This window comes from Streptomyces sp. DF42 (assembly GCF_058267695.1).
Genome location: NZ_CM177859.1, coordinates 3,734,280 through 3,754,481 on the forward strand (window position 1 = coordinate 3,734,280; position 20,202 = coordinate 3,754,481).

Annotated in this window: 17 protein-coding genes; 10 read left to right on the plus strand and 7 right to left on the minus strand. The window is 70.3% G+C overall.

Annotated elements, in window-relative coordinates:
• Positions 1-55 precede the first annotated feature (55 nt).
• Positions 56-1,066, plus strand: a complete 1,011-nt coding sequence (locus tag ACYUED_RS16920; RefSeq protein ID WP_491293106.1) for a DNA-3-methyladenine glycosylase family protein — start codon at positions 56-58, stop codon at positions 1,064-1,066.
• Positions 1,067-1,153: 87 nt separating this feature from the next.
• On the opposite strand, the gene ACYUED_RS16925 is transcribed toward ACYUED_RS16920, so the two are convergent.
• Positions 1,154-1,591 carry an Lrp/AsnC family transcriptional regulator gene (locus ACYUED_RS16925; RefSeq protein ID WP_491294291.1) on the minus strand — a complete coding sequence of 146 codons (438 nt, stop codon included), beginning with the start codon at positions 1,589-1,591 and terminating at the stop codon, positions 1,154-1,156.
• 85 nt (positions 1,592-1,676) lie between these two features.
• On the opposite strand from ACYUED_RS16925, the gene ACYUED_RS16930 reads away from it, so the two are divergent.
• On the plus strand, positions 1,677-2,594 hold the full coding sequence (locus ACYUED_RS16930; protein WP_491293107.1) for an SMP-30/gluconolactonase/LRE family protein: 918 nt from the start codon (positions 1,677-1,679) through the stop codon (positions 2,592-2,594).
• A 52-nt stretch (positions 2,595-2,646) separates the two neighbouring features.
• Here the strand turns inward: ACYUED_RS16930 and manB are convergent, their stop codons facing one another.
• Both manB and ACYUED_RS16940 read right to left on the minus strand, forming a co-directional pair.
• Positions 2,647-3,729, minus strand: coding sequence for a mannose-1-phosphate guanylyltransferase (gene manB, locus ACYUED_RS16935; RefSeq protein ID WP_491293108.1), 1,083 nt, complete (start codon positions 3,727-3,729; stop codon positions 2,647-2,649).
• Between the two features lie 163 nt (positions 3,730-3,892).
• Positions 3,893-5,341 (minus strand): peptidoglycan recognition protein family protein, encoded by a 1,449-nt coding sequence (locus ACYUED_RS16940; protein ID WP_491293109.1) that lies wholly within the window; start codon positions 5,339-5,341, stop codon positions 3,893-3,895.
• Between the two features lie 129 nt (positions 5,342-5,470).
• On the opposite strand from ACYUED_RS16940, the gene ACYUED_RS16945 reads away from it, so the two are divergent.
• From ACYUED_RS16945 to ACYUED_RS16960, 4 genes are all read left to right on the plus strand, one after another.
• Positions 5,471-6,226: a TIGR03089 family protein gene (locus ACYUED_RS16945; RefSeq protein ID WP_491293110.1), complete on the plus strand. Its 756-nt coding sequence runs from the start codon at positions 5,471-5,473 to the stop codon at positions 6,224-6,226.
• Positions 6,227-6,515: 289 nt separating this feature from the next.
• Positions 6,516-7,727 (plus strand): LCP family protein, encoded by a 1,212-nt coding sequence (locus tag ACYUED_RS16950; RefSeq protein ID WP_491293111.1) that lies wholly within the window; start codon positions 6,516-6,518, stop codon positions 7,725-7,727.
• 241 nt (positions 7,728-7,968) lie between these two features.
• On the plus strand, positions 7,969-9,696 hold the full coding sequence (locus ACYUED_RS16955; RefSeq protein ID WP_491293112.1) for an LCP family protein: 1,728 nt from the start codon (positions 7,969-7,971) through the stop codon (positions 9,694-9,696).
• Positions 9,697-9,802: 106 nt separating this feature from the next.
• Positions 9,803-11,443, plus strand: a complete 1,641-nt coding sequence (locus tag ACYUED_RS16960; RefSeq protein WP_491293113.1) for an LCP family protein — start codon at positions 9,803-9,805, stop codon at positions 11,441-11,443.
• Between the two features lie 121 nt (positions 11,444-11,564).
• On the opposite strand, the gene ACYUED_RS16965 is transcribed toward ACYUED_RS16960, so the two are convergent.
• Entirely contained in the window at positions 11,565-12,251 is a 687-nt protein-coding gene (locus ACYUED_RS16965) for a hypothetical protein (RefSeq protein WP_491293114.1), read from the minus strand.
• 274 nt (positions 12,252-12,525) lie between these two features.
• On the opposite strand from ACYUED_RS16965, the gene ACYUED_RS16970 reads away from it, so the two are divergent.
• Positions 12,526-14,109, plus strand: a complete 1,584-nt coding sequence (locus ACYUED_RS16970) for an LCP family protein (protein WP_491293115.1) — start codon at positions 12,526-12,528, stop codon at positions 14,107-14,109.
• Between the two features lie 37 nt (positions 14,110-14,146).
• Here ACYUED_RS16970 and ACYUED_RS16975 read toward each other — a convergent pair whose 3' ends face one another.
• Entirely contained in the window at positions 14,147-15,175 is a 1,029-nt protein-coding gene (locus tag ACYUED_RS16975; RefSeq protein ID WP_491293116.1) for a glycosyltransferase family 2 protein, read from the minus strand.
• A 127-nt stretch (positions 15,176-15,302) separates the two neighbouring features.
• On the opposite strand from ACYUED_RS16975, the gene ACYUED_RS16980 reads away from it, so the two are divergent.
• Positions 15,303-16,784 carry an LCP family protein gene (locus ACYUED_RS16980; RefSeq protein WP_491293117.1) on the plus strand — a complete coding sequence of 494 codons (1,482 nt, stop codon included), beginning with the start codon at positions 15,303-15,305 and terminating at the stop codon, positions 16,782-16,784.
• A gap of 70 nt (positions 16,785-16,854) precedes the next feature.
• Here the strand turns inward: ACYUED_RS16980 and ACYUED_RS16985 are convergent, their stop codons facing one another.
• Positions 16,855-17,412: an acyl-CoA thioesterase gene (locus tag ACYUED_RS16985; RefSeq protein WP_491293118.1), complete on the minus strand. Its 558-nt coding sequence runs from the start codon at positions 17,410-17,412 to the stop codon at positions 16,855-16,857.
• Positions 17,413-17,531: 119 nt separating this feature from the next.
• Here ACYUED_RS16985 and ACYUED_RS16990 point away from each other — a divergent pair, with 119 nt between their 5' ends.
• Together ACYUED_RS16990 and ACYUED_RS16995 are read left to right on the plus strand one after the other, a co-directional pair.
• Positions 17,532-18,836, plus strand: coding sequence for an LCP family protein (locus ACYUED_RS16990; RefSeq protein WP_491293119.1), 1,305 nt, complete (start codon positions 17,532-17,534; stop codon positions 18,834-18,836).
• Positions 18,829-19,461, plus strand: a complete 633-nt coding sequence (locus ACYUED_RS16995; RefSeq protein WP_491293120.1) for an HAD-IA family hydrolase — start codon at positions 18,829-18,831, stop codon at positions 19,459-19,461. Before ACYUED_RS16990 ends, ACYUED_RS16995 begins: the two co-directional genes overlap by 8 nt.
• Before the next feature lie 33 nt (positions 19,462-19,494).
• Here ACYUED_RS16995 and ACYUED_RS17000 read toward each other — a convergent pair whose 3' ends face one another.
• Complete coding sequence (locus ACYUED_RS17000) at positions 19,495-19,854, minus strand: four-helix bundle copper-binding protein (RefSeq protein WP_491293121.1); 360 nt, start codon at positions 19,852-19,854, stop codon at positions 19,495-19,497.
• Positions 19,855-20,202 lie beyond the last annotated feature (348 nt).

A 20,202-nucleotide genomic window follows, 5' to 3' on the forward strand; every position in this document is an offset into this window, starting at 1 on the left:
ACCGCTGTACCGCCTAGTCTCGTAGGGCATTCCCGACACCCCCAGGAACCCATCCGTGGCAGGACGATTTACTCCCCGATCCACCCGAACGACCGTGCGTGGTGGGCATGTTGCCGTGCCCGCGGGCGGTGGTGTGCCGCGTCAGGCCGTGGCGCCCGGGCGGGTGCGAACCGTGGTGCCGGACGGGCCGCTCGACCTCGGGCTCGTGCTGGGGCCGCTGCGGCGCGGGCCGGGGGATCCGACGTTTCGCGCGATGCCCGACGGGTCCGTGTGGCGGGCCAGCCTCACGCCTGCCGGGCCCGGCACGCTCCGGGTTTGCGTGCGCGGGAGTGAGGTGTGCGGGGAGGCGTGGGGGCCGGGAGCCGAGTGGCTGCTGGAGAAGCTGCCGGAGCTGCTCGGCGGCGCGGACGATCCGGACGCGTTCGCGCCGCGGCACCGGTTGGTGGCTCTCGCCCGGCATCGGCGGCCGGGGCTGCGGCTGACGCGGACCGGCCTGGTGCTGGAGTCGCTGATCCCATCGGTCCTGGAGCAGAAGGTCACCACCGACGAGGCGTACCGGGCCTGGCGGCTGCTGGTGCGCAAGTTCGGGGAGCCGGCGCCGGGGCCCGCGGCGGGCGGGCGGTTGTGGGTGATGCCGGGGCCGCGGACCTGGGCGTTGATTCCGTCCTGGGAGTGGCACCGGGCCGGGGTCGACAACAAGCGGGCGTCGACCATCCTGCGGGCCGTGCGGGTCGCCGCGCGGCTGGAGGAGGCGGTCGGGATGGAACCGGCGGCCGCCCGGACGCGGCTGGAGGTCGTGCCCGGGATCGGTCCGTGGACGTCGGCGGAGACCGTGCAGCGCAGCCATGGGGCGCCGGATGCCGTGACCGTCGGGGATCTGCATCTGCCGGGCATCGTGGGCTGGGCGCTCGCCGGGGACCGGGACGCGGACGACACCGTGATGCTCAAGCTGCTGGAGCCCTATGCGGGGCAGCGGCACCGGGCGGCCCGGTTGATCATGCTCAGCGGCAGGACGCCGCCGAGGCGGGCGCCGAAGATGCCGAAGACCGACATCGGGCTGCTCTGACCGTTCCCTCGCGGACGACCCGGACGACCCGGACGACCCGGCGACCCGGCGACCCGGCGACCCGGCGATGACAGGGACGACGACGCGCTAACCCGCGTCCAACGGCCGTTCGAAGAACGTCTCCAGGACCACCGTCGCCTGCGTACCGCTGACCCCCTCGATCGCGTACAGGCGCCGCAGCACGTCCTGGAGTTGCCCGGTGGTCGCGGTGCGCACCTTGACCAGGACGGCCGCGCTGCCCGCGATGACGTGCGCCTCCTGGATCTCCGGTACGGCGGCGAAGGCCTCGCCCCGCTCGCCCATCCACGCGGTCGAGTCGACCAGAACGAAGGCGAGGACGCCGCGGTCGAGGGCGGCCGGGTCGACATCGACCGTCGTGGCCCGGATGACCCCCTGCTCGCGCAGCTTGCGCACGCGCTCGTGCGCCGCGCCCGCCGACAGGCCGACCTCCTTGCCCAACAGGGCGTAGGACCGGGTGGCGTCCCGCTGGAGCAGTGCGATCAGTCGGCGGTCGATGTCATCCACTCGCTTCATGTGAAAACCATATCTGATTCAACAGAGTGCGTGTTACGTTGAATTCCATCCTGATCAACACCCCAGAGGGGAAACCATGTCCGGCCACATCGTCGACGACCTGTACGAGATCCTGGACGACCGCTTCCGCACCGGACGCTGTACGAACGGCGACAGCCGGCTGGAGGTGCTGTACGACGACTGCCGGTGGGCGGAGGGTCCGCTGTACCTGCCGGCCTGGCGGCAGCTGGTGTGGAGCGACATTCCGAACGACCGGCTGCTGCGCTGGGACGAGGCCAGTGGCAGGGTCGCGGTGTTCCGCAGCCCTGCGGGTCACGTCAACGGCAACACCCTCGACCGGCAGGGCCGGCTGGTCAGCTGCGAGCAGGGCAACCGCCGGGTCACCCGCACGGAGCCCGACGGCACGGTCACCGTCCTCGCCGACCGCTACGCCGGCAAGCGCCTCAACAGCCCGAACGACTCCGTCGTACGCTCCGACGGCACGATCTGGTTCTCCGACCCGGACTTCGGCATCACCAGCGACTACGAGGGCCACCGCGCGGAGTCCGAGATCGGCGCGTGCCACGTGTACCGGATCGATCCGGCGAGCGGGGAGGTGCACCTCGCCGCCGACGGGTTCGAGGGCCCCAACGGCGTCATCCTCTCCCCCGACGAGCAGCGGCTGTACGTCTCCGACTCGCGGGCCGCCCGGATCCGCGTCTTCGACGTCTGCGACGACGGCACGCTCTCGGACGGAAGGGTCTTCGCCGAGGCCGGAAAAGGCGTCCGCTACGACAACATCCGCTTCGACGACGAGGGGCGCCTGTGGGCCGCCGCCCTGGAGGACGGAGTGCACTGCTACGACCCCGACGGCACCCTCATCGGCCGGCTCCGGGTGCCCGAGACCGTCTCCAACATCACCTTCGGCGGCCCGAAGAACAACCGCCTGTTCATCACCGCCACCACCTCGCTGTACTCACTGGTGATGTCGGTGACGGGGGCGCCGCGCGTCTGAGACCGGGCCCGGCACCCCCGCGTACTTCGTTACTGGTGGCTGCTGGTGGCTACTACTGGTCGGAGGAGAACCGCACCGAGCCCGCCGGGATGCGCGCGTCGCACCACACCCGCACGCCGTCCCGCAGTTCGTTGTCGGCGCCGATGACGGCGCCGTCGCCGATGACCGTGCCTGTCAGGACGGAGCGTTCGCCCACGCGCGCGCGGGTGCCGATGAGGGAGTCGGTGATGACGGCGCCGGGTTCGATGACGGCGCCCGGCAGGATCGTGGAGCCGAAGACCCTGGCGCCCTCCGCCACGAACGCGCCCTCGCCCACCACCGTGCCACCCGTGAGCTTGGCGTCGGGGGCGACCCTCGCCGTCGGCAGGATCAGGCGGTCGCCGCAGCGGCCGGGGACCGCGGGGGACGGGGCACGGCCCAGGACGAGGTCGGCGGAGCCACGGACGAAGGCCGCCGGCGTACCCAGGTCCAGCCAGTACGTCGAGTCGACCATGCCCTGCAGATGGGCTCCGGCGGCGAGCAGCCCCGGGAACGTCTCCCGCTCGACCGAGACGGGGCGGCCCACGGGGATCGTGTCGATGACCGAGCGGCGGAAGACGTACGCCCCCGCGTTGATCTGGTCGGTGACGATCTCCTCGGGTGTCTGCGGCTTCTCCAGGAAGGCGAGGACGCGGCCCGTCTCGTCCGTGGGGACCAGTCCGTAGGCGCGCGGGTCGGTGACCTTGGTGAGGTGGAGGGAGACGTCGGCGCCCGTCTCCTCGTGGGTGTCGACCAGCGCCCTGGTGTTCAGGCCCGTCAGGATGTCGCCGTTGAAGATCAGGACCGGGTCGTCGGGGCCGGAGTGCAGCCGGGACGCGACGTTGCGGATGGCGCCGCCCGTGCCCAGGGGCTCCTCCTCCGTCACGTACTCGAGGTGGAGGCCGAGTGACGAGCCGTCGCCGAAGTGCGGCTCGAAGACCTCGGCCAGATAGGACGTGGCCAGGACGATGTGGTCCACGCCCGCCGCTCTCGCTCTCGCCAGTTGGTGCGTGAGGAACGGGACGCCCGCCGCCCGGACCATGGGCTTCGGCGTGTGGACCGTGAGCGGACGCAGCCGGGTGCCCTTGCCGCCGACCAGGAGGATCGCTTCTGTCACCTGTCGTCTCTGCTTCCTGCCGGGACCGGCCGAACTGTCTTTCGGCCGGCCAGTGTATGCAGAACGTTGTGTGGCGCCTTCGACGGCCGTGCGGTGTTCCGTGGTTCCACCCGTGCAGCCCCCCTGGCGTGAATGCGTCCCGGGCCCGGTTCCCCCGCGGGGCCTAACGGCCCTGGTAGCGCGCCGCGGTGGAGCGGGCCGTGCCGAGCTTGCGGTAGAGCCGCGTGCCCGGGCAGTCCGTGGCGAAGCCGTCACGATGGCCGGAGATCACATTCAGTCGTACGTTCTTTCCCTTTCGGTAGAGATTGCCACCGCCCGACTTCAGATATGTCTTTCCGCGTGGATTGGCCCCGTAGAGACCGAGTTTCCAGGCCGTGAGCCGGGCGATGGCCTTCAGCGCGGCGGCGGGTGGCCTGCTCGCGCCGAAGCTGCCGAGGACGGCGATCCCCATGCTGTTGGTGTTGAAACCGAGGGTGTGGGCGCCCCTGACCGCCTTGGCCACTCCCCCGGCGCGCCCCTCGTAGACGGTTCCGCACTTGTCGACGAGGAAGTTGTAGCCGATGTCGCGCCAGCCCATGCTCTTGACGTGGTAGCGGTAGATACCGCGGATGACGGAGGCGGCCTGCGAGCAGCGGTATCCGTTGCCGGAGGCCGTGTGGTGCACGAACGCCGCCTTGACCTTCTTCGTGTAGCCGAACCCCTTCTCGCGCAGCTTCTCGTTCGCACCCCAGCCACGGCGGGTGACGATGCGGGGGCGGGCGCCGATGTAGGGCTTCGCGCGCCGGCTTTCCGTCAGTTCGCTGCCGCGCAGGGCCCGTAGCTCCCGCACGGTCGAGGCGTGGCTCAGCCCGGGGATCTCGGTGGCGCCGAGCGGGGCGACGTCGGCGTTGGCGGCGGAGGCGGCGAGAGCCTCGGTCGACTCGGCGGCGAGGGCGCCCGCGCGCGGGACTTCAGCCGGCATGCCGTGCGGCGCGAGGGCCGGCGCGTCGTCCGCCCCGGTCTCCTCGCCGGGGTCCACGAGTTCCAGTCGCAGGCCCGAGGGAAGGGCGGAGGCGGCCGCAACGGCTCGGGTGCCCCGTGCGGTCTCTTCGGTACGCGGGGCACCCTCGGCGCTGACCCGGACCTCCACGCCGTCCGAGTCGCCCACCCACAGCGGCGCGGTGGAGCCACGGACGCGGCCCGAGGTGCGCTCGGCGGAGCCGGGGTCGGCCGCGTCGTCGTTGTGCGTCTCCAGGCTCTGCCAGGCGGACCAGATGCCGTCGCCGGCCGCGCGGGTGCGGACCTGGACGCCACCGTGCAGTTCGGTGTCCGGGTTGTCCCAGATGACGCCGACCATCGAGAAGTGCCGTACGTCCTGGCGGGTCAGGCCCTGCTCCGCGACCGCGCCGCCGATCGCGCGGGTGCGGGAGGCGAGGGGGACGAGGGGCGCGAGGGGCAGCGACTGGGTGCTGCCGGCGAGCTCGGACCGGACGGCCGCCGACGCGGATCGTGCCGCACCGGCCATGGGTCTCGCCGTCGCCGCGGTCGCGGGCGGCGTCAGCTGCAGGGCGAGAGCGGCCGCGCAGGCGACGCCGATCGAGGAGGCGATCGAAGAAGCAAGGAATCCACGCATGCCATCGATCTTGGACATAGTCATACATATATGTCCATCCAGGATCTGACGGACCGTCGGCTCCCGTTCCTCCGAACCGGTGGCCCCACCACGCCGTGCGCGACCGGCCGCCCGCGTACCCTTGCGCGGGTGAACGCCACCGACCGCACCCCCGCCGACCTGCTGCGTTCCGCGCTCGCCGCGGACCCCGGACGCCCCCTGGTGACCTTCTACGACGATGCCACGGGCGAGCGCGTCGAACTGTCCGTGGCCACCTTCGCCAATTGGGTGGCCAAGACCGCCAACCTCCTCCAGGGCGACCTTGCCGCGGGGCCCGGCGACCGGGTCGCGCTACTGCTGCCCGCGCACTGGCAGACGGCCGTGTGGCTGCTGGCGTGCGCCTCGGTGGGCGCGATCGCGGACGTCGACGGGGACCCGGCCGCGGCCGACGTGGTGGTGAGCGGGCCGGACGCGCTGGACGCGGCGCGGGCGTGCCGGGGTGAGCGGGTTGCCCTTGCGCTGCGGCCGCTGGGCGGCCGGTTTCCGCAGACGCCGGACGGCTTCGTCGACTACGCCGTCGAAGTGCCGGGGCAGGGGGACCGGTTCGCGCCGTTCGCGCCGGTGGACCCCGAGGAGCCGTCCCTGATCGTGGCAGGACGGGAGTTCACCGCCGCCGAGGTGGTCGAGCGGGCCCTGGACGAGGCGACGTCGCTCGGGCTGACGGGACCGGGCTCCCGGATTCTGTCCGGGCTGTCGTACGACACCTGGGAAGGGCTGCATGCCGGGCTGTACGGCCCGCTCGCGGTGGGGGCGTCCGTGGTGCTGTGCCGGAACGCGGACCGGCTGGACGAGGCGGCAATGGCCAAGCGGATCGAGAGTGAGCGGGTGAGCGTGGTGCGCCGCTGAGAGGCGCGCGTCCGCGTCCGGCGGCTGCGGGTTTTTCGCTGCGGATGGTTCGCTGCGGTCGTTCATTGTGGCTCGCCGCGCTCGCGCGGCTGAGCCCCACATCGGAGTGGCGTGTCGCCTCGCGCGGCCGAGCCGCACACCGGATTCGCACCGGATACAGCCCGGCGCCCCCTTGGGGCGTTGCCGTCGCCGTCACCCGTTCGGATCAGCAATGGCCGCCCTCGTCGGCCCCTCCGGGTCATGGTCGTAGGAACAGCACGTTCGTACACCATGAGGGGTGGAGCGGCACGTGAGAGGGCTGGGTCGGCGGCGGCGACGGTGGGTGCGGTACGGGGGTCTCGCGGTCGCCGTGCTGGTCGTCGGGGCGGCCGGGGGCGGGCTGGTGCTGTACATGAAGCTGGACGGCAACATCACGCCCGACGAGGCGGCCGCCAGGGAACTCGCCCGGTACGAGAAGGAACGGCCCACGTCGCTGGTCAAGGGCGCACAGAACATTCTGCTGATCGGGTCGGACTCGCGCTCCGGGGACGGCAACGCCCAGTACGGGCGGGACTCGGGGACCGAGCGCTCCGACACGACGATCCTGCTGCACCTCGGCGCGGGCAGGCGCACCGCCACCGCGATGTCGCTGCCGCGCGACCTGATGGTGGACGTGCCCTCCTGCCTGCGCCCGGACGGGACCCGCTCGCAGCCGACCTTCGCGATGTTCAACTACGCGTTCCAGGTGGGCGGTTCGGCCTGCATCATCCGGACCGTCGAGAAGCTCACGGACATCCGTATCGACCATCACGTCGTCATCGACTTCCACGGCTTCAAGGAGATGGTCGACGCGGTCGACGGCGTCCAGGTCTGCCTCAAGGAACCGATCGACGACAAGGCCGCCGAACTGAAGCTGCCCGCGGGGCGGGTCACGCTCGACGGCGAGCAGGCCCTTGGCTACGTCCGCGCCCGCAAGTCCCTGGGCAACGGCAGCGACACCGACCGGATGGACCGCCAGCAGAGGTTTCTCGGGGCGCTCGTCAACAAGGTGCAGAGCAACGACGTACTGCTGAATCCGGTGAAGCTCTATCCCGTGTTGGATGCCGCCACGTCGTCCCTCACCACGGATCCGGATCTGGCGAGTCTGCGCGGCCTGTACGAGCTCGTGCGCGGGCTGCGTCACATCCCCACGGAACAGGTGCAATTTCTCACGGTTCCGCGGGAGTCGTATGTCTACAACGCCAATCGCGACCAGCTCGTGGAACCCGAGGCGGAGAAGCTGTTCGAACGTCTGCGCAGGGACGCGCCGTTGACGGTCACGAAGGAAGTTCCGCCGGATTCCGACTCGAAGAGTCGCAATCCGGATTCGCGCGGGGTTTCGTCCGGGCATCCGAACGACTACGCCGAGTACGCCCACGGCAACGGAAAGTCCGGAGAAAAGCGGTCCGATGAGCCCGCGACGTCCGCTTCGCCCGCACCGACGTTCCGCGGGAACACCGCCGCCGAGGACGGCTGCGAGTAGAGCGAACATCAAGCCGACGAACAGCCGCGTCAAGAAAGTCCAAGGAAATGGGCGTATTGCCCAGTTGTAGGGCGTGGAATTTGTCACTGACGTCGCTTGACGCTGAACTGGGCGGATAGTGTGAGCGACCCGGTGCATCCGGCCGCGAGGTCCTTCCTGCGGGTCGCACACCGGGTGACCGTGACCCGAGCGCCTTGAGGGGGAAGGCGCCGCGTGGCCCAAACGGAGGATTCGGACAACCGTGGACGCGCAAAGCCGAGGGCGGGCGGACAACGTCGATCCCGCAGACCAGTGGGTGCTCAATCCGAACACCGGCGAATACGAACTGCGACTGACTCCTTCCGCTCCGCAATCGACGGTTCCCGGGCCTCGCAGATCCGCCCCTCGTGGCGCGGGCGGCGCGGCGCGCAGCCGTACGGCGAAGCCGCAGGCCCCGGGCCGCGAGGTACCGCCGCAACGGCGGCGCCGCGCGACGCCCGAGGAGCCACCGCCGGGGCGGCGCGGGCGCCGGCCGGTGCAGAAGAAGTCGAAGGCCAAGAAGGCCCTGATGTGGACCGGCGGCTCGATGGCCCTGGTGCTGGTCGCGGTCGGCACGGCCGGCTACCTCTACCTCAGGCACCTGGAAGGCAACGTCTCCACGACGGACGTCGGCAGTGCGGGCAAGAGCGGCTTCAGCAAGGACGAGGCCTTCAACATCCTGATCATCGGCACCGACAAGCGCACCGGTAAGGGCAACGAGGGCTACGGCGACTCGGGCAGCGTCGGTCACGCCGACACCAACATCCTGCTGCACGTCTCGAAGGACCGTACGAACGCGACCGCGCTGAGCATTCCGCGGGACCTGATCGTGGATGTCCCGGACTGCCAGACGAAGCAGTCCGACGGCAGCGAGAAGGTGATCGCGGGCACGGAGGACGTCCGCTTCAACACCAGTCTGGGCCAGGACGGCCGGGACCCGGGTTGCACCATGCGCACGGTGAAGGCGGTCACCGGCATAGAGCCCGACCACTTCATGATGGTCGACTTCAACGCGGTGAAGACGCTGACGACCGCGGTCGACGGCGTGCCGGTGTGTCTCGCCCACGCGGTGAGCGACAAGGAGTCGCACCTGAAACTGCCCGCCGGCCCGTCCAAGGTGGAGGGCGAACAGGCACTCGCGTTCGTCCGCACCCGGCACAGCTGGGGCAACGCCGGTGACCTGGACCGCATCAAGGTGCAGCAGCAGTTCATGGCCTCGCTGATGCGGAAGATGTCCTCAAGCGACACGCTGACCAGTCCGACCAAGCTGTACAACCTGGCCGAGGCCGCCACCAAGGCGCTCACGGTGGACACCGGCATCGGCAAGGTCAGCACGCTGAAGGACATCGCCCTGGAGATGAAGAAGGTCCCGACGAAGAACATCAGCTTCTTGACGGTGCCGGTGCGCGACAACCCGGCGGACGGCGTCGTCCACAAGACCGTGATCGTCGACCCGAACGCGGCGCCCGAGGTCTTCGACGCGATCAAGAACGACGTCTCCTTCACCGCGGTCAAGGCGAAGGAGAAGAAGGAGAAGGCCGCCGTCGCCGCCCGCCTCAACGGCAGCAAGTCGGCCGCCTCCGAGGTGCGGGTGCGGATCCTCAACGGCGGCGCCGCGCCCGGCTCGGCCCAGGAGACCCTGGCCTGGCTGCAGAACGACGAGGGCGTGTCCAAGTCCGAGAACGCGGGCAACGCGGATGCGGCACTGGCGAAGACGACCCTGGAGTACGCGCCCGACCAGGCGGCCCAGGCCCGCAGACTGGCCGCCATCATGGGGTTGCCCGGATCCGCGTTGAAGCCGGGCAAGAGCGTGACCAACTCCCAGGGCCTGCCCGCGATGACCCTGACGCTGGGCAAGGACTTCCAGGAGGCCGGCGAGCCGCTCAACGCCTCGTCGAAGGCGCCGCCCGTCGACAAGTCCACGGCGGACAAGGTCAAGTGCGCGAGCTGAACGAAAATGTGCGCCAATTGAACAACTGAGGTGACCACACAGGCCTGCCGTGCGTCTAACAGGACGCACGGCAGGCCTGTTCATGGCATGGCTGGGGAGGACGGAGATGACGGAGAGCAGTGTGCGGGGGGAGGGGACGCTTCCCGGTGTTCGGCGCAGCGCGGGGAAGAGCCGGAACGGCGACCTGTTCGACGGGGGTGAGCCGTCCGCCGGGGGGAGCGGCAGCCGGCACGGCAGAGGCCGGCCGAAACGCAAGCACCGCGTGCTCAGATGGTCGGCGACGACGCTGGCGGTGCTGATACTCGGCACGGCCGGCGCCGGATATCTGTACTACCAGCACCTGAACGGCAACATCCAGAAGGGGCAGCGCAGCAACGGCGACTCCAAGGCGAAGAGGACCGGTCCGAACGCGGCCGGCCAGACGCCGTTGAACATCCTGCTGATCGGCTCCGACAGCCGTAACTCCGCGGAGAACCTGAAGCTCGGCGGGCACCGGGAGAGTGTCGGCGCGCCTCCGCTGGCCGATGTGCAGATGCTCATCCACCTGTCCGCGGACCGCAAGAGCGCCGCCATGGTGAGCATCCCCCGGGACACCCGTGTCCACATCCGGAAGTGCAAGGACCCGGACACCGGCAAGGTCTACCCGGCGACCGACGACATCATCAACACCACCCTGGCCCGGGGCGGGGCCGGCTGCACGCTGAACACCTGGGAGGACCTCACCGGCGTCTACATCGACCACTGGATGATGGTCGACTTCGCGGGTGTGGTGCGGATGGCGCACGCCGTCGGCGGCGTGGACGTCTGTGTGAAGCAGAATGTCTGGGACCGCTCCACGGCGGCCCAACACGGCGGCTCCGGGCTGAAGTTGACGGCCGGGACACACAAGGTCGATGACGTGCAGGCCCTGCAGTGGCTCCGCACACGGCACGCCTGGGGCAGTGACCTGATGCGGGCTCGCGCCCAGCACATGTATCTGAACTCGATGATCCGCACGCTGAAGGGCCAGAACGTCTTCACCGACTCCGGCCGGCTGATGGACCTGGCGGAGGCGGCCACCAAGTCCCTGAAGGTCTCCGAGGAGATCGGCTCGGTCAAGAAGCTGTACGACCTGGCCATGGAGATGAAGTCGGTGCCCACGAACCGCCTCACGTCGATGACGATGCCCAACGTCGAGGACCCGCACAACGGCGAGCACGTGGTGCCGGCAGCCGGCGCCGACCGGATCTGGCAGATGCTCCGTGACGACGTGCCGTTCGACAAGAACGGCAAGCGGTCCGACGCACAGCAGGTCGGGAGCAAGGCCGCGGCGACCAAGTCGCCCTCCACGGACCCGAGTCGGCTGGGCGTGCTGGTCCGCAACAACACCCGGACCTCCACCGAGACCGCGGTCGACGGGCGGGCCGGGACGATCAGCCAGGCGCTCGTGCAGGAAGGGTTCAGCAGGGCGGCGTTCGACACCTCGGGATCAGGGTCCGAGGAGAGCACGGTCGTGCAGTACCCGAGCGCGGACCTGGAGGGCGACGCGCAGGCGGTGGCGAAGGCACTCGGCATTCCGATGAGCGCGGTGAAGAGGTCGACCGACGTCTCGGGAGTGACCGTCGTCGTCGGCTCCGACTGGCGCACCGGCACTCACTACCCGAAGGCGTCCAAGCCGAAGGCCGGCGACCTGCCCAGCGGTTCCGACGCCATCAACGGGTCGGACTCCACGCCGTGCATGGACGTGTACAAGCCCTACCAGTGGTGACCGGCCGACGGCCGGCGCCTGACAGCGAGCCCTGGGGCCCGTGCGCGAGGGACGCCGCCGGCTGATCAGGGTCCTGCGGCGTCGCCTCGTCGATCTGCTGGTCGGCGGGGCGACGCGCAGTTCACCGGGAGGTGCCCCCACCGAGGACGGACTTCGCCTCGGCGACCTGGGCACGGTGGATCCGCTGCAGTTCCGACAGCGCCGCTGCCTGCTTGTCGATCATCGCCGTCTGGATCCGCGATTCGGCGGCGAACCAGACGGGCAGAAGCCTCGTCTTCCGCTTGCACTCCACATCCGCCACCGCGGTGGGCACCTCGCGGGCTCCCGGGTGACCCTTGGCGAACTCCGGAACATCGAGCGGGTCCATGGGGGACGCATAGCGAAGGCCGCCGCTTGCCGCCATACAGCTCGACCAGCGACGGAAGACGGCCACGACGGCGGGTTGCCGCATCGACTGCGCATAGCTGCCGCCCGCGATCGCGCCGGCCGCGGCCGAGATGTTCGGCCGGGCGTATTCGCCCTCGACGCGCTCGACCGCCTCGGCCCGGCACCCGCCCCTCGGGACGGCCTTGCCGTGATAGGTCACCTCGCTGCCGGCGTTCTTGCCGGTCTCTCCCATGAGAACCGTCAGCATCCCCGACGGTATCGGCGGCGCCGAGACGGCGGGGCTCGGCGGGAGGTGATAGCCGTACGCCGAGGCTTCCTTGGGACGAGGGTACGCCGAAGCCGGCGCCGTCGTGGCGATGAGGGAGCCCAGCACGACCGGAAGGGTCACGGCTGCGGCGACGATGTTCCTGCGGAGGTTCAAGAAATGAGGCACGCTCACGTCCGAGGGCGGGGGACCCGAGGGGGGCGCGCCCTCTGGCTCGCCCCGTCCGGGGGGACGGGTGGCCGAGAGGTTCGGCAGCCGGCGGCGGACACGGGTCCGTGGCCGACGAAGGCGGTGCACCGGCAGGTAACCCTGAGGGGGCGTCGTGCGTCTGACTGGACGCGCGGCGGATCCGTCGCCGGGCGCAGGGGTGGGAGGCAGGGAGTTGGCGCGAAGCAGTGTGCGCAAAGAGGTTCCCGCGGTCGAGGACACGATGTCCCTCACATCGCAGGACCAGAACGCCACGACCGGGCACGGCCGGCGCGGCGACGGGCGGCGCAGGAAGGGCCCGGACGGTGACCGCAAGCGCCGCAGACGGCGCGTTCTGCGCTGGTCGGCGATTGTTCTGGCGGTGGTGATACTCGGCACGGCGGGGGCCGGATATCTCTACTACCAGCACCTCAACGGCAACATCAGGAAGGACGACCTCAACCTCGGCGACGCGAAGGACAGGGCGGCCGAATCGAAGGCCAACGCGGCCGGGCAGAAGCCCCTGAACATCCTGCTGATCGGCTCCGACGCACGGGACTCCGAGCAGAACCAGAAGCTCGGCGGCGCCAAGAGCACCTTCAACACCGCCCCGCGCGCCGACGTCCAGATGCTGCTGCACCTCTCGGCGGACCGCACCAACATGTCGGTCGTGAGCATGCCCCGGGACACCCTGGTCGACATCCCCCAGTGCACGGACCCCGACACGCGCAAGGTCTACGGGTCACTGACCTCGACGATCACCAACGACTCCCTGGGCCGCGGCGGCCCCGGATGCACGGTGGCGACGTGGGAGAAACTGACCGACATTCACATCGATCACTTCATGATGATCGACTTCTCGGGCGTGGTGTCCATGGCCGGCGCCATCGGCGGCGTACCCGTCTGCGTCGATGCCAACATCTACTCCAAGTCCTCCGACGGCCACGGCTCAGGCCTGAAGCTGGAGAAGGGCACCACGTACGTCAAGGGCGTCAAGGCCCTGCAGTGGCTGCGCACACGCTACGGCTTCGAGGACAACACCGACATAGCCCGCGCCAAGGCCCAGCACCAGTACATGAACGCCATGGTGCGCCAGCTGCGCGAGAACGCCACGCTCGGCAACCCGGGCAAGCTCCGCAAGCTCGCCGAAACGGCCACCACCGCGCTGACCGTCGACGACGGCCTCGGCACCGTGGCGAAGCTGTACGACCTGAGCAAGGAACTCAAAAAGGTCCCCACCCAGCGCATCACCATGACGACGATGCCGTGGCAGTACTCCTCGACGAGCAGCGGCCGGGTCGTGCCCAGGCCGGGCGACGCGGACAAGCTGTTCCGGCTCGTCCGCGAGGACATCTCCCTGGACGGCAAGGGCAAGAAGAAGTCCACCGCGGCGACGACGTCCCCGGACCCGGCCGCCGCGGACGACAGGATCGCCGTACGCGTGCTGAACGGCACCAGGTCCGGCACCCGGCTCGCGGCCTCCGGACGGGCAGGCGCGATCGCCCAGCTGCTCGTCGGCAAGGGCTTCACCGAGGCGGTGGCGGACTCCTCGACGGTTCTCGGCGAGCAGAGGACGGTGATCCGCTATCCGAGCGCCGACCTGGAGGGAGACGCCCAGCGGGTGGCCAAGGCGCTCGGCATCCCGACGTCCTCGGTGAAGAAGTCGACGGACGTCTCCGGGGTGACGCTGGTCGTCGGCGCCGACTGGCGCTCGGGCACGAAGTACACGACGGCGGAGGACGACGACCGGACACCGTCCTCCGCACAGGTCATCAACGGCTCGGACGAGAAGCAGTGCATGCACGTCAACCCGAACTACACCTGGTAGTCCGGGTCGACAGGCGTCGGCAGGCGTCCCCCGGTGCTCAGTTGGAGGCGAGCACCGCGGGCCGCCGGGACGCGATGACCTTCTTCGCCAGCGCCCTGGGACTGGTCAGAAAGCCCCAGCCCCACGTCATGTGCATGGTGGCGAGGGCCACGGGGATCTGCAGCCGTGCCTTGAGCGGCAGCCCCTTGCCCGCGGGGACGGATCCGAGGGCTATCGCGGCGAGGTAGCCGCCGGGGATCACGAAACCCCAGGGCGTCAGGGCCGCGCCGACCACGAGGCCCGCCGCGATCGCCAGGACCGCCGTCGGCGGCGCGAGGTAGCGCAGGTTGATGGAGCCCTCGTGGTAGCGGGCGACGACGTGCCGCCAGCGGCCGTAGTCCTTGTACTGCTTGGCGAGCGCCTTCACGCTCGGCCGCGGCCGGTACGACACCTTCAGCTCCGGCGAGAACCAGATCAGCCCGCCGGCCTCCCGGATCCGGAAGTTCAGCTCCCAGTCCTGGGCCCGGATGAACTCCTCGTTGTACCCGCCCTGTTGCTCCAGCGCCTCGCGCCGGAAGACCCCGAGGTAGACGGTCTCGGCCTCGCACGCGCCGCCGCCCGTGTGGAAGACGGCGTTGCCGACCCCGATCTTCGAGGTCATGGCGGCGGCGACCGCGTGCTCCCAGTCGTTCTCACCTTCGGCGTGCATGATGCCGCCGACGTTCTGCGCGCCGGTCTCCTCCAGGAGCCGTACGGCGGTGGTGATGTAGTTCGGCGAGAGCATGCCGTGCCCGTCGACGCGGACGACGATCGGGTGGCGCGAGGCCTTGATCGCGGCGTTCAGGGCGGCCGGCGTACGACCGGTGGGGTTCGGGACGGTGTGGACGCGCGCATCGTCGCGGACGAGCTCGGCGGCGATCTCGTCCGTGCGGTCCGTGGAGGGACCGAGGGCGATCACGACCTCCATCTCGCCGGCGTACTCCTGCGCGAGGATCGCTTGGACGGCTCCGCGCAGATGCCGCTCCTCGTTGAGGACGGGCATGATCACAGAAACGGCGGGGAGCTGCACGTCGGGGTTGGCGTTCATCGCCCGTTACGTTACCGCGAACGGGGGACACCTCTGCGCCCCGCCGGGGCGGTGGCCCGGGCTACAGATCGTATGGGCCTACGGTGCTCACGATCCCACGTACGGCCGTCGCCCGGAGGTGTCCCCCTTGCCCACGCAGCCTCGGTCCGCCGCGCCCGCCCGTCCGCAGCGCCGCCCCCAGCCCGCCCACACCCCGGACCCGCCCGGGCCCCGGCCGCCCGCGCGACGGAAGAAGCCTCGCTGGGCCATGCGCGCGGCGACGAGCCTGTCCGTCGTCGTCCTCGCCTCCGCCGGGATCGGGCACGCGGTGGTCACCAGCCTCGACGCGGGCATCGCCCGCGTCGACCCCTTCAAGGACATGAAGAACCGCCCGGCGGCCGGTCACGGGATGAACGTCCTGCTGGTCGGCACGGACGGCCGCGACCGGATCAGCGCCCAGGAACGGCAGCGCTACCACCTGGGCGGCGCCCCCTGCCACTGCACCGACACGATGATGATCGTGCACATCTCGGCGGACCGGGAGCGGGCGAGCGTGGTGAGCCTGCCGCGCGACTCGTACGCCATGACGCCCGAACGCGTCGACGACAGGACCGGGAAGCGGATCGCGGGCCACCCCGTCAAGCTCAACGCGGCCTACGCGGAGGGCGGCCCGAACCTCACCGTCCGGACCGTCGAGGACATGACCCATGTGAAGATCGACCACTATCTGGAGGTCGACTTCACCAGCTTCATGCGGACCGTGGACGTGCTCGGCGGCGTGCAGATCTGCACGGCCACCCCTCTCAAGGACACGTACACCGGACTCGACCTCCCCGCCGGGACGCACACCCTCACCGGCGGACAGGCCCTGCAGTACGTGCGTGCCCGGCATGTCGACGGGGCCTCCGACCTCAACCGCATGAAGCGCCAGCAGCGCTTCCTGGCGGCGCTCGTCGAGCGGACCACGTCCTCCGGGATCCTGCTCAACCCGATGAAGTTCAGGGACGTGACACGGGCCGTGCTGGGGTCGGTGCGCGCGGACAAGGGGTTCGGCACGGACGAGCTGCTCGACCTCGGCAGGGCGATGCGCAACTTCTCCCCCTCGTCCTCCGAGTTCACGACCGTGCCCATCGGAAAGATGGGATACGTCGTGAAGGGCCTCGGCGAGACGCTGAAATGGGACACCGCCAAGTCCGGCAGCCTCTTCCGCTCCCTGCGCGACGACAAGCCCCTGGCCGTGCGCGCGTCGCGGCCGCCGGCGGTGCTGGTCGACGTGTCTCCGCAGCAGATCCGCGTCCAGGTCGAGAACGGCACGCCCGCCGACGGACTCGGGGGGCGCGTGGACACGGCGCTCGCGGGGGCCGGCTTCCGGACGACCCGGGCCCCGGCGATGGCGGCCGACCGCACGCTGAAGCGGACGGTCGTCGCCTACGACCCCGGGTGGGACCGGTCCGCGAAGTCACTGGCCGCCGCGCTGCCGGGCAGCGAGCTGCGGCCGGTGAAGGGGCTCGGGCCGACGTTGAAGGTGACCGTGGGCGCCGACTTCAGGCAGGTGCGCAAGGTGCGGGCGGAGGACGCGTATCTGGGCGAGGCCGGAGTGGTGACCGGCGACCAGGTGGTGTGTTCGTAACAGCCGGTCGGTCACAGTCCCGGTCGGTCACAGTCCCGGTCGGTCACGGTCCCGGTCGGTCGCAGGCTGTTCAGTCGTCGAGGCCCTCGGCGGCGCGTTTCTCCCGCAGCTCCATGATCGCCCGCCGCCGGGCCAGCCGGTGGGTGCGGCGGATCTGGGCCTCCTGGCAGCGGCGCCTGTCCTTCTCCGTCTCCGGCAGCACCGGCGGCACCCGGCGCGGCTTGCCGTCGGCGTCCACGGCCGCGAAGACCAGGTACGCGGAGCCGACCTGGGTGGGCGGCTCCGACTCGTTCCAGCGCTCGGCCAGGACCCTGACGCCGACCTCCATGGAGGTACGCCCGGTCCAGTTGACCTGGGCCTTCACATGGACGAGGTCGCCGACGCGGACCGGCTCCAAGAACGCCATCTCGTCCATGGAGGCCGTGACGGCGGGGCCGCCGCTGTGCCGGCCGGCGACCGCGCCGGCCGCGTCGTCCACCAGCTTCATGATCACGCCGCCGTGCACCGTGCCCAGAAGATTCGTGTCGTTGTGGGTCATGATGTGGCTGAGCGTGGTCCGGGAGGCCGAGGTGGGCTTGCCCGGGATATCCGCAGTGTCCGGTTCCGCGGCGGGGGCCTGGTCTGTCATGGCCTCCACCTTATGCGGAGGCGACATCTGCGGACTTTGTGTTGGGTTCGCAACAGCCGTGACCTGATTTTCCGACGACCCTTGTAAACGACCTGGCCGCTCCCTGCACACTGGGGCCCATGAACGATTGGCCCCAGGCATGGTCCGACGACAACCGCAACCGGTACGGACGCGGCAGCGCGAACGCGCGCCCTGAGGGCGCCCGCGCGATGCGGCAGGTCCGCCGGCCCTCCTCGGGCGGGTACGGGGACCCCGGCCCCTCCGCGCCGCCGTACGGCGGGGTGCCCCAGCAGCCGTCGTACGTCAACGGCCAGGGGCACGGCGGCTACGGCGACGACACCGCGGTCGACGGTTACGACGACGGCTACAACACCGGTCAGGTCTACGGCTCGCCGGGCGGCGGGGGCCCGGGCGGTCCCGGTGGGCCGGGCGGGATGCGGCCGCGGCCGAACTGGCGGCGTCGTGTCAAGTGGACGGCGATCACGCTGGTGACGGCGCTGGTCGTGACCTCGGTCGCCACCTACTTCTGGGCCGACGGCAAGCTGCACCGCGACGTCGACCTGTCCACGGTCCTGGACCGGCCCGAGGCGGGCGACGGCACGAACTACCTGATCGTCGGCTCCGACAGCCGTGCCGGGCTGTCCGACGCGCAGAAGAAGAACCTGCACACCGGCTCCGCGGAGGGCAAGCGGACCGACTCGATGATGATCCTGCACGTCGGCGGCAGCGGTGACACGCTGATCTCCCTGCCCCGCGACTCGAACGTGACGATCCCCACGTACAAGGGATCCACGTCCGGCAAGACCTACCAGGGCACGGGCCGGCAGACGAAGCTGAACGCGGCCTACGCGGAGGACGGGCCGACGCTGCTGGTGCGGTCGGTCGAGTACAACATGGGCCTGCACATCGACCACTACGTGGAGATCGGGTTCGCCGGCTTCGCGAACATCGTCGACGCGGTCGGCGGTGTCGACATCGACATCGACAAGGGCTTCAAGGACAAGTACTCGGGCGCCGACTTCAAGTCGGGCAAGCAGACGCTGAACGGCGAGCAGGCCCTGGCCTTCGTCCGTACCCGGCACGCCTTCGCGACGAGCGACCTGCAGCGCACCAAGAACCAGCAGAAGTTCCTCTCCGCGCTCGCCCACCAGGTGGCGACCCCGTCGACGGTGCTGAACCCCTTCAAGCTGTACCCGACGATGAGCGCGGGCCTGGACTCCCTGACCGTCGACAAGGACATGAGCCTGTGGGACCTGGCGTCCATGTTCTGGGCGATGAAGGGCGTCAGCGGCGGCGACGGCACCTCGATGAACATGCCGATCTCCGGGTCCACCGGCGGCAACCTCGTCTGGGACAAGGCGAAGGTCAAGACGCTGGTGAACGAGCTGAACAACGACCAGAAGGTCACGGTCTCGGGTGACTGACAGCAGCAACGGCAGACCGCCCTTCGGGGCGGTTCTGTGTGACGTCGACAATGTGATCCGGTCCTTCGACTCCTCCCGTCTGGAGGCGCTGGAGCGCGCCACGGGGATCGCCGAGGGCACCACCAAGAAGGTGGCGTTCGCGCCGGACGCGGTCTTGCCGCTGGTGCTGGGCGAGATCACCTCGCAGGAGTGGGCGCAGGCGATCGCCCAAGGCCTCGCGGGGCTCGTGGCCGAGCCGCAGACGGCGTACGAACTGGCCCTGGCGCTCCTCGAATCGCCCTTCCACGCGGACGACGAGGTCGTGGGGCTGCTGCGCCGCGCCCGCGTCCGGGTGCCGGTGGTCCTCGTCTCGAACGCGGCGATGGAGCTGGAGTCCGACCTGCACTCCATGGGCCTGAGCGACCTCGCCGACCATGTCGTCAACAGCGCCCGCGTGGGCCTCGCCAAGCCGGACCCGCGCATCTACCACCTGGCGGCGGAGCTGGCGGGCATCCGGCCCGAGCGCTGTCTGTTCGTCGACGACAGCGAGGAGAACCTCCGTACGGCGGCGGAACTGGGCATGCACGGCGTGCTCTTCCGTGAACCGGCGGACCTGGAACGGGCCCTGGAGCCGCTGTTCGCGTGACCGCCGGTTCGCGGCCGTGCGGTCAGGCGGTGGTCACATCGTGGCGCCCGCCATCGTGCGGCACATCTCGGCGCAGCGGCGACACGCCTCGGCGCAGCGCATCATCTGAGGGTCGTCCGGCATGGACATACACGCCTCGGCGCACATGTCGCACGCTTTGGCGCACATCGCGCACATCTCGGCCGACATGGGCGAGCGGCGCATCATCATGTCCGCGCACATGCGGGTCGTCTCGGAGCAGTCCATCAGCGCGCGCATGATCTGCATCTGGGCCTGACCGCCCATCTGCATGCAGGAGCTCATGGTCTCCTCGCACACGCTGTGGCAGGCCATGCACGCCTCGACGCAGTCCTGCATCTCCTTGCTCATGGCAGTCATTCCGGGCTGGGTCATGGCTCCTCCTGGGAGACGGCGGGGCCCTGGGCGGGCCCCGTGCCCTTCCGTCCTACGCCTGCCCGACGCCGGGCGCCATCGGGCGGACGCGAACAATCCGCAACGTATCCGGCAGATTCGCCCGGGAGCGGTCCCGGGCGGCTCGGCCGTCGTCACCGTGCGTAGCCCTGCCGGGCGTTGATCGCCATCGGCACGATCCCGGCCGGCCGGACGTCAACTGCCCCGGAGGAGAAGCCGGTCCCCGCCCGCGCCCGGACAACCCGTCGGCGCCACAGCCGTGTTGGGCCCGGCCGCAGTCGGCCCGGACACCCGGGAGCCGACCGGGTGAACGACTGCGGCCCGCACCCC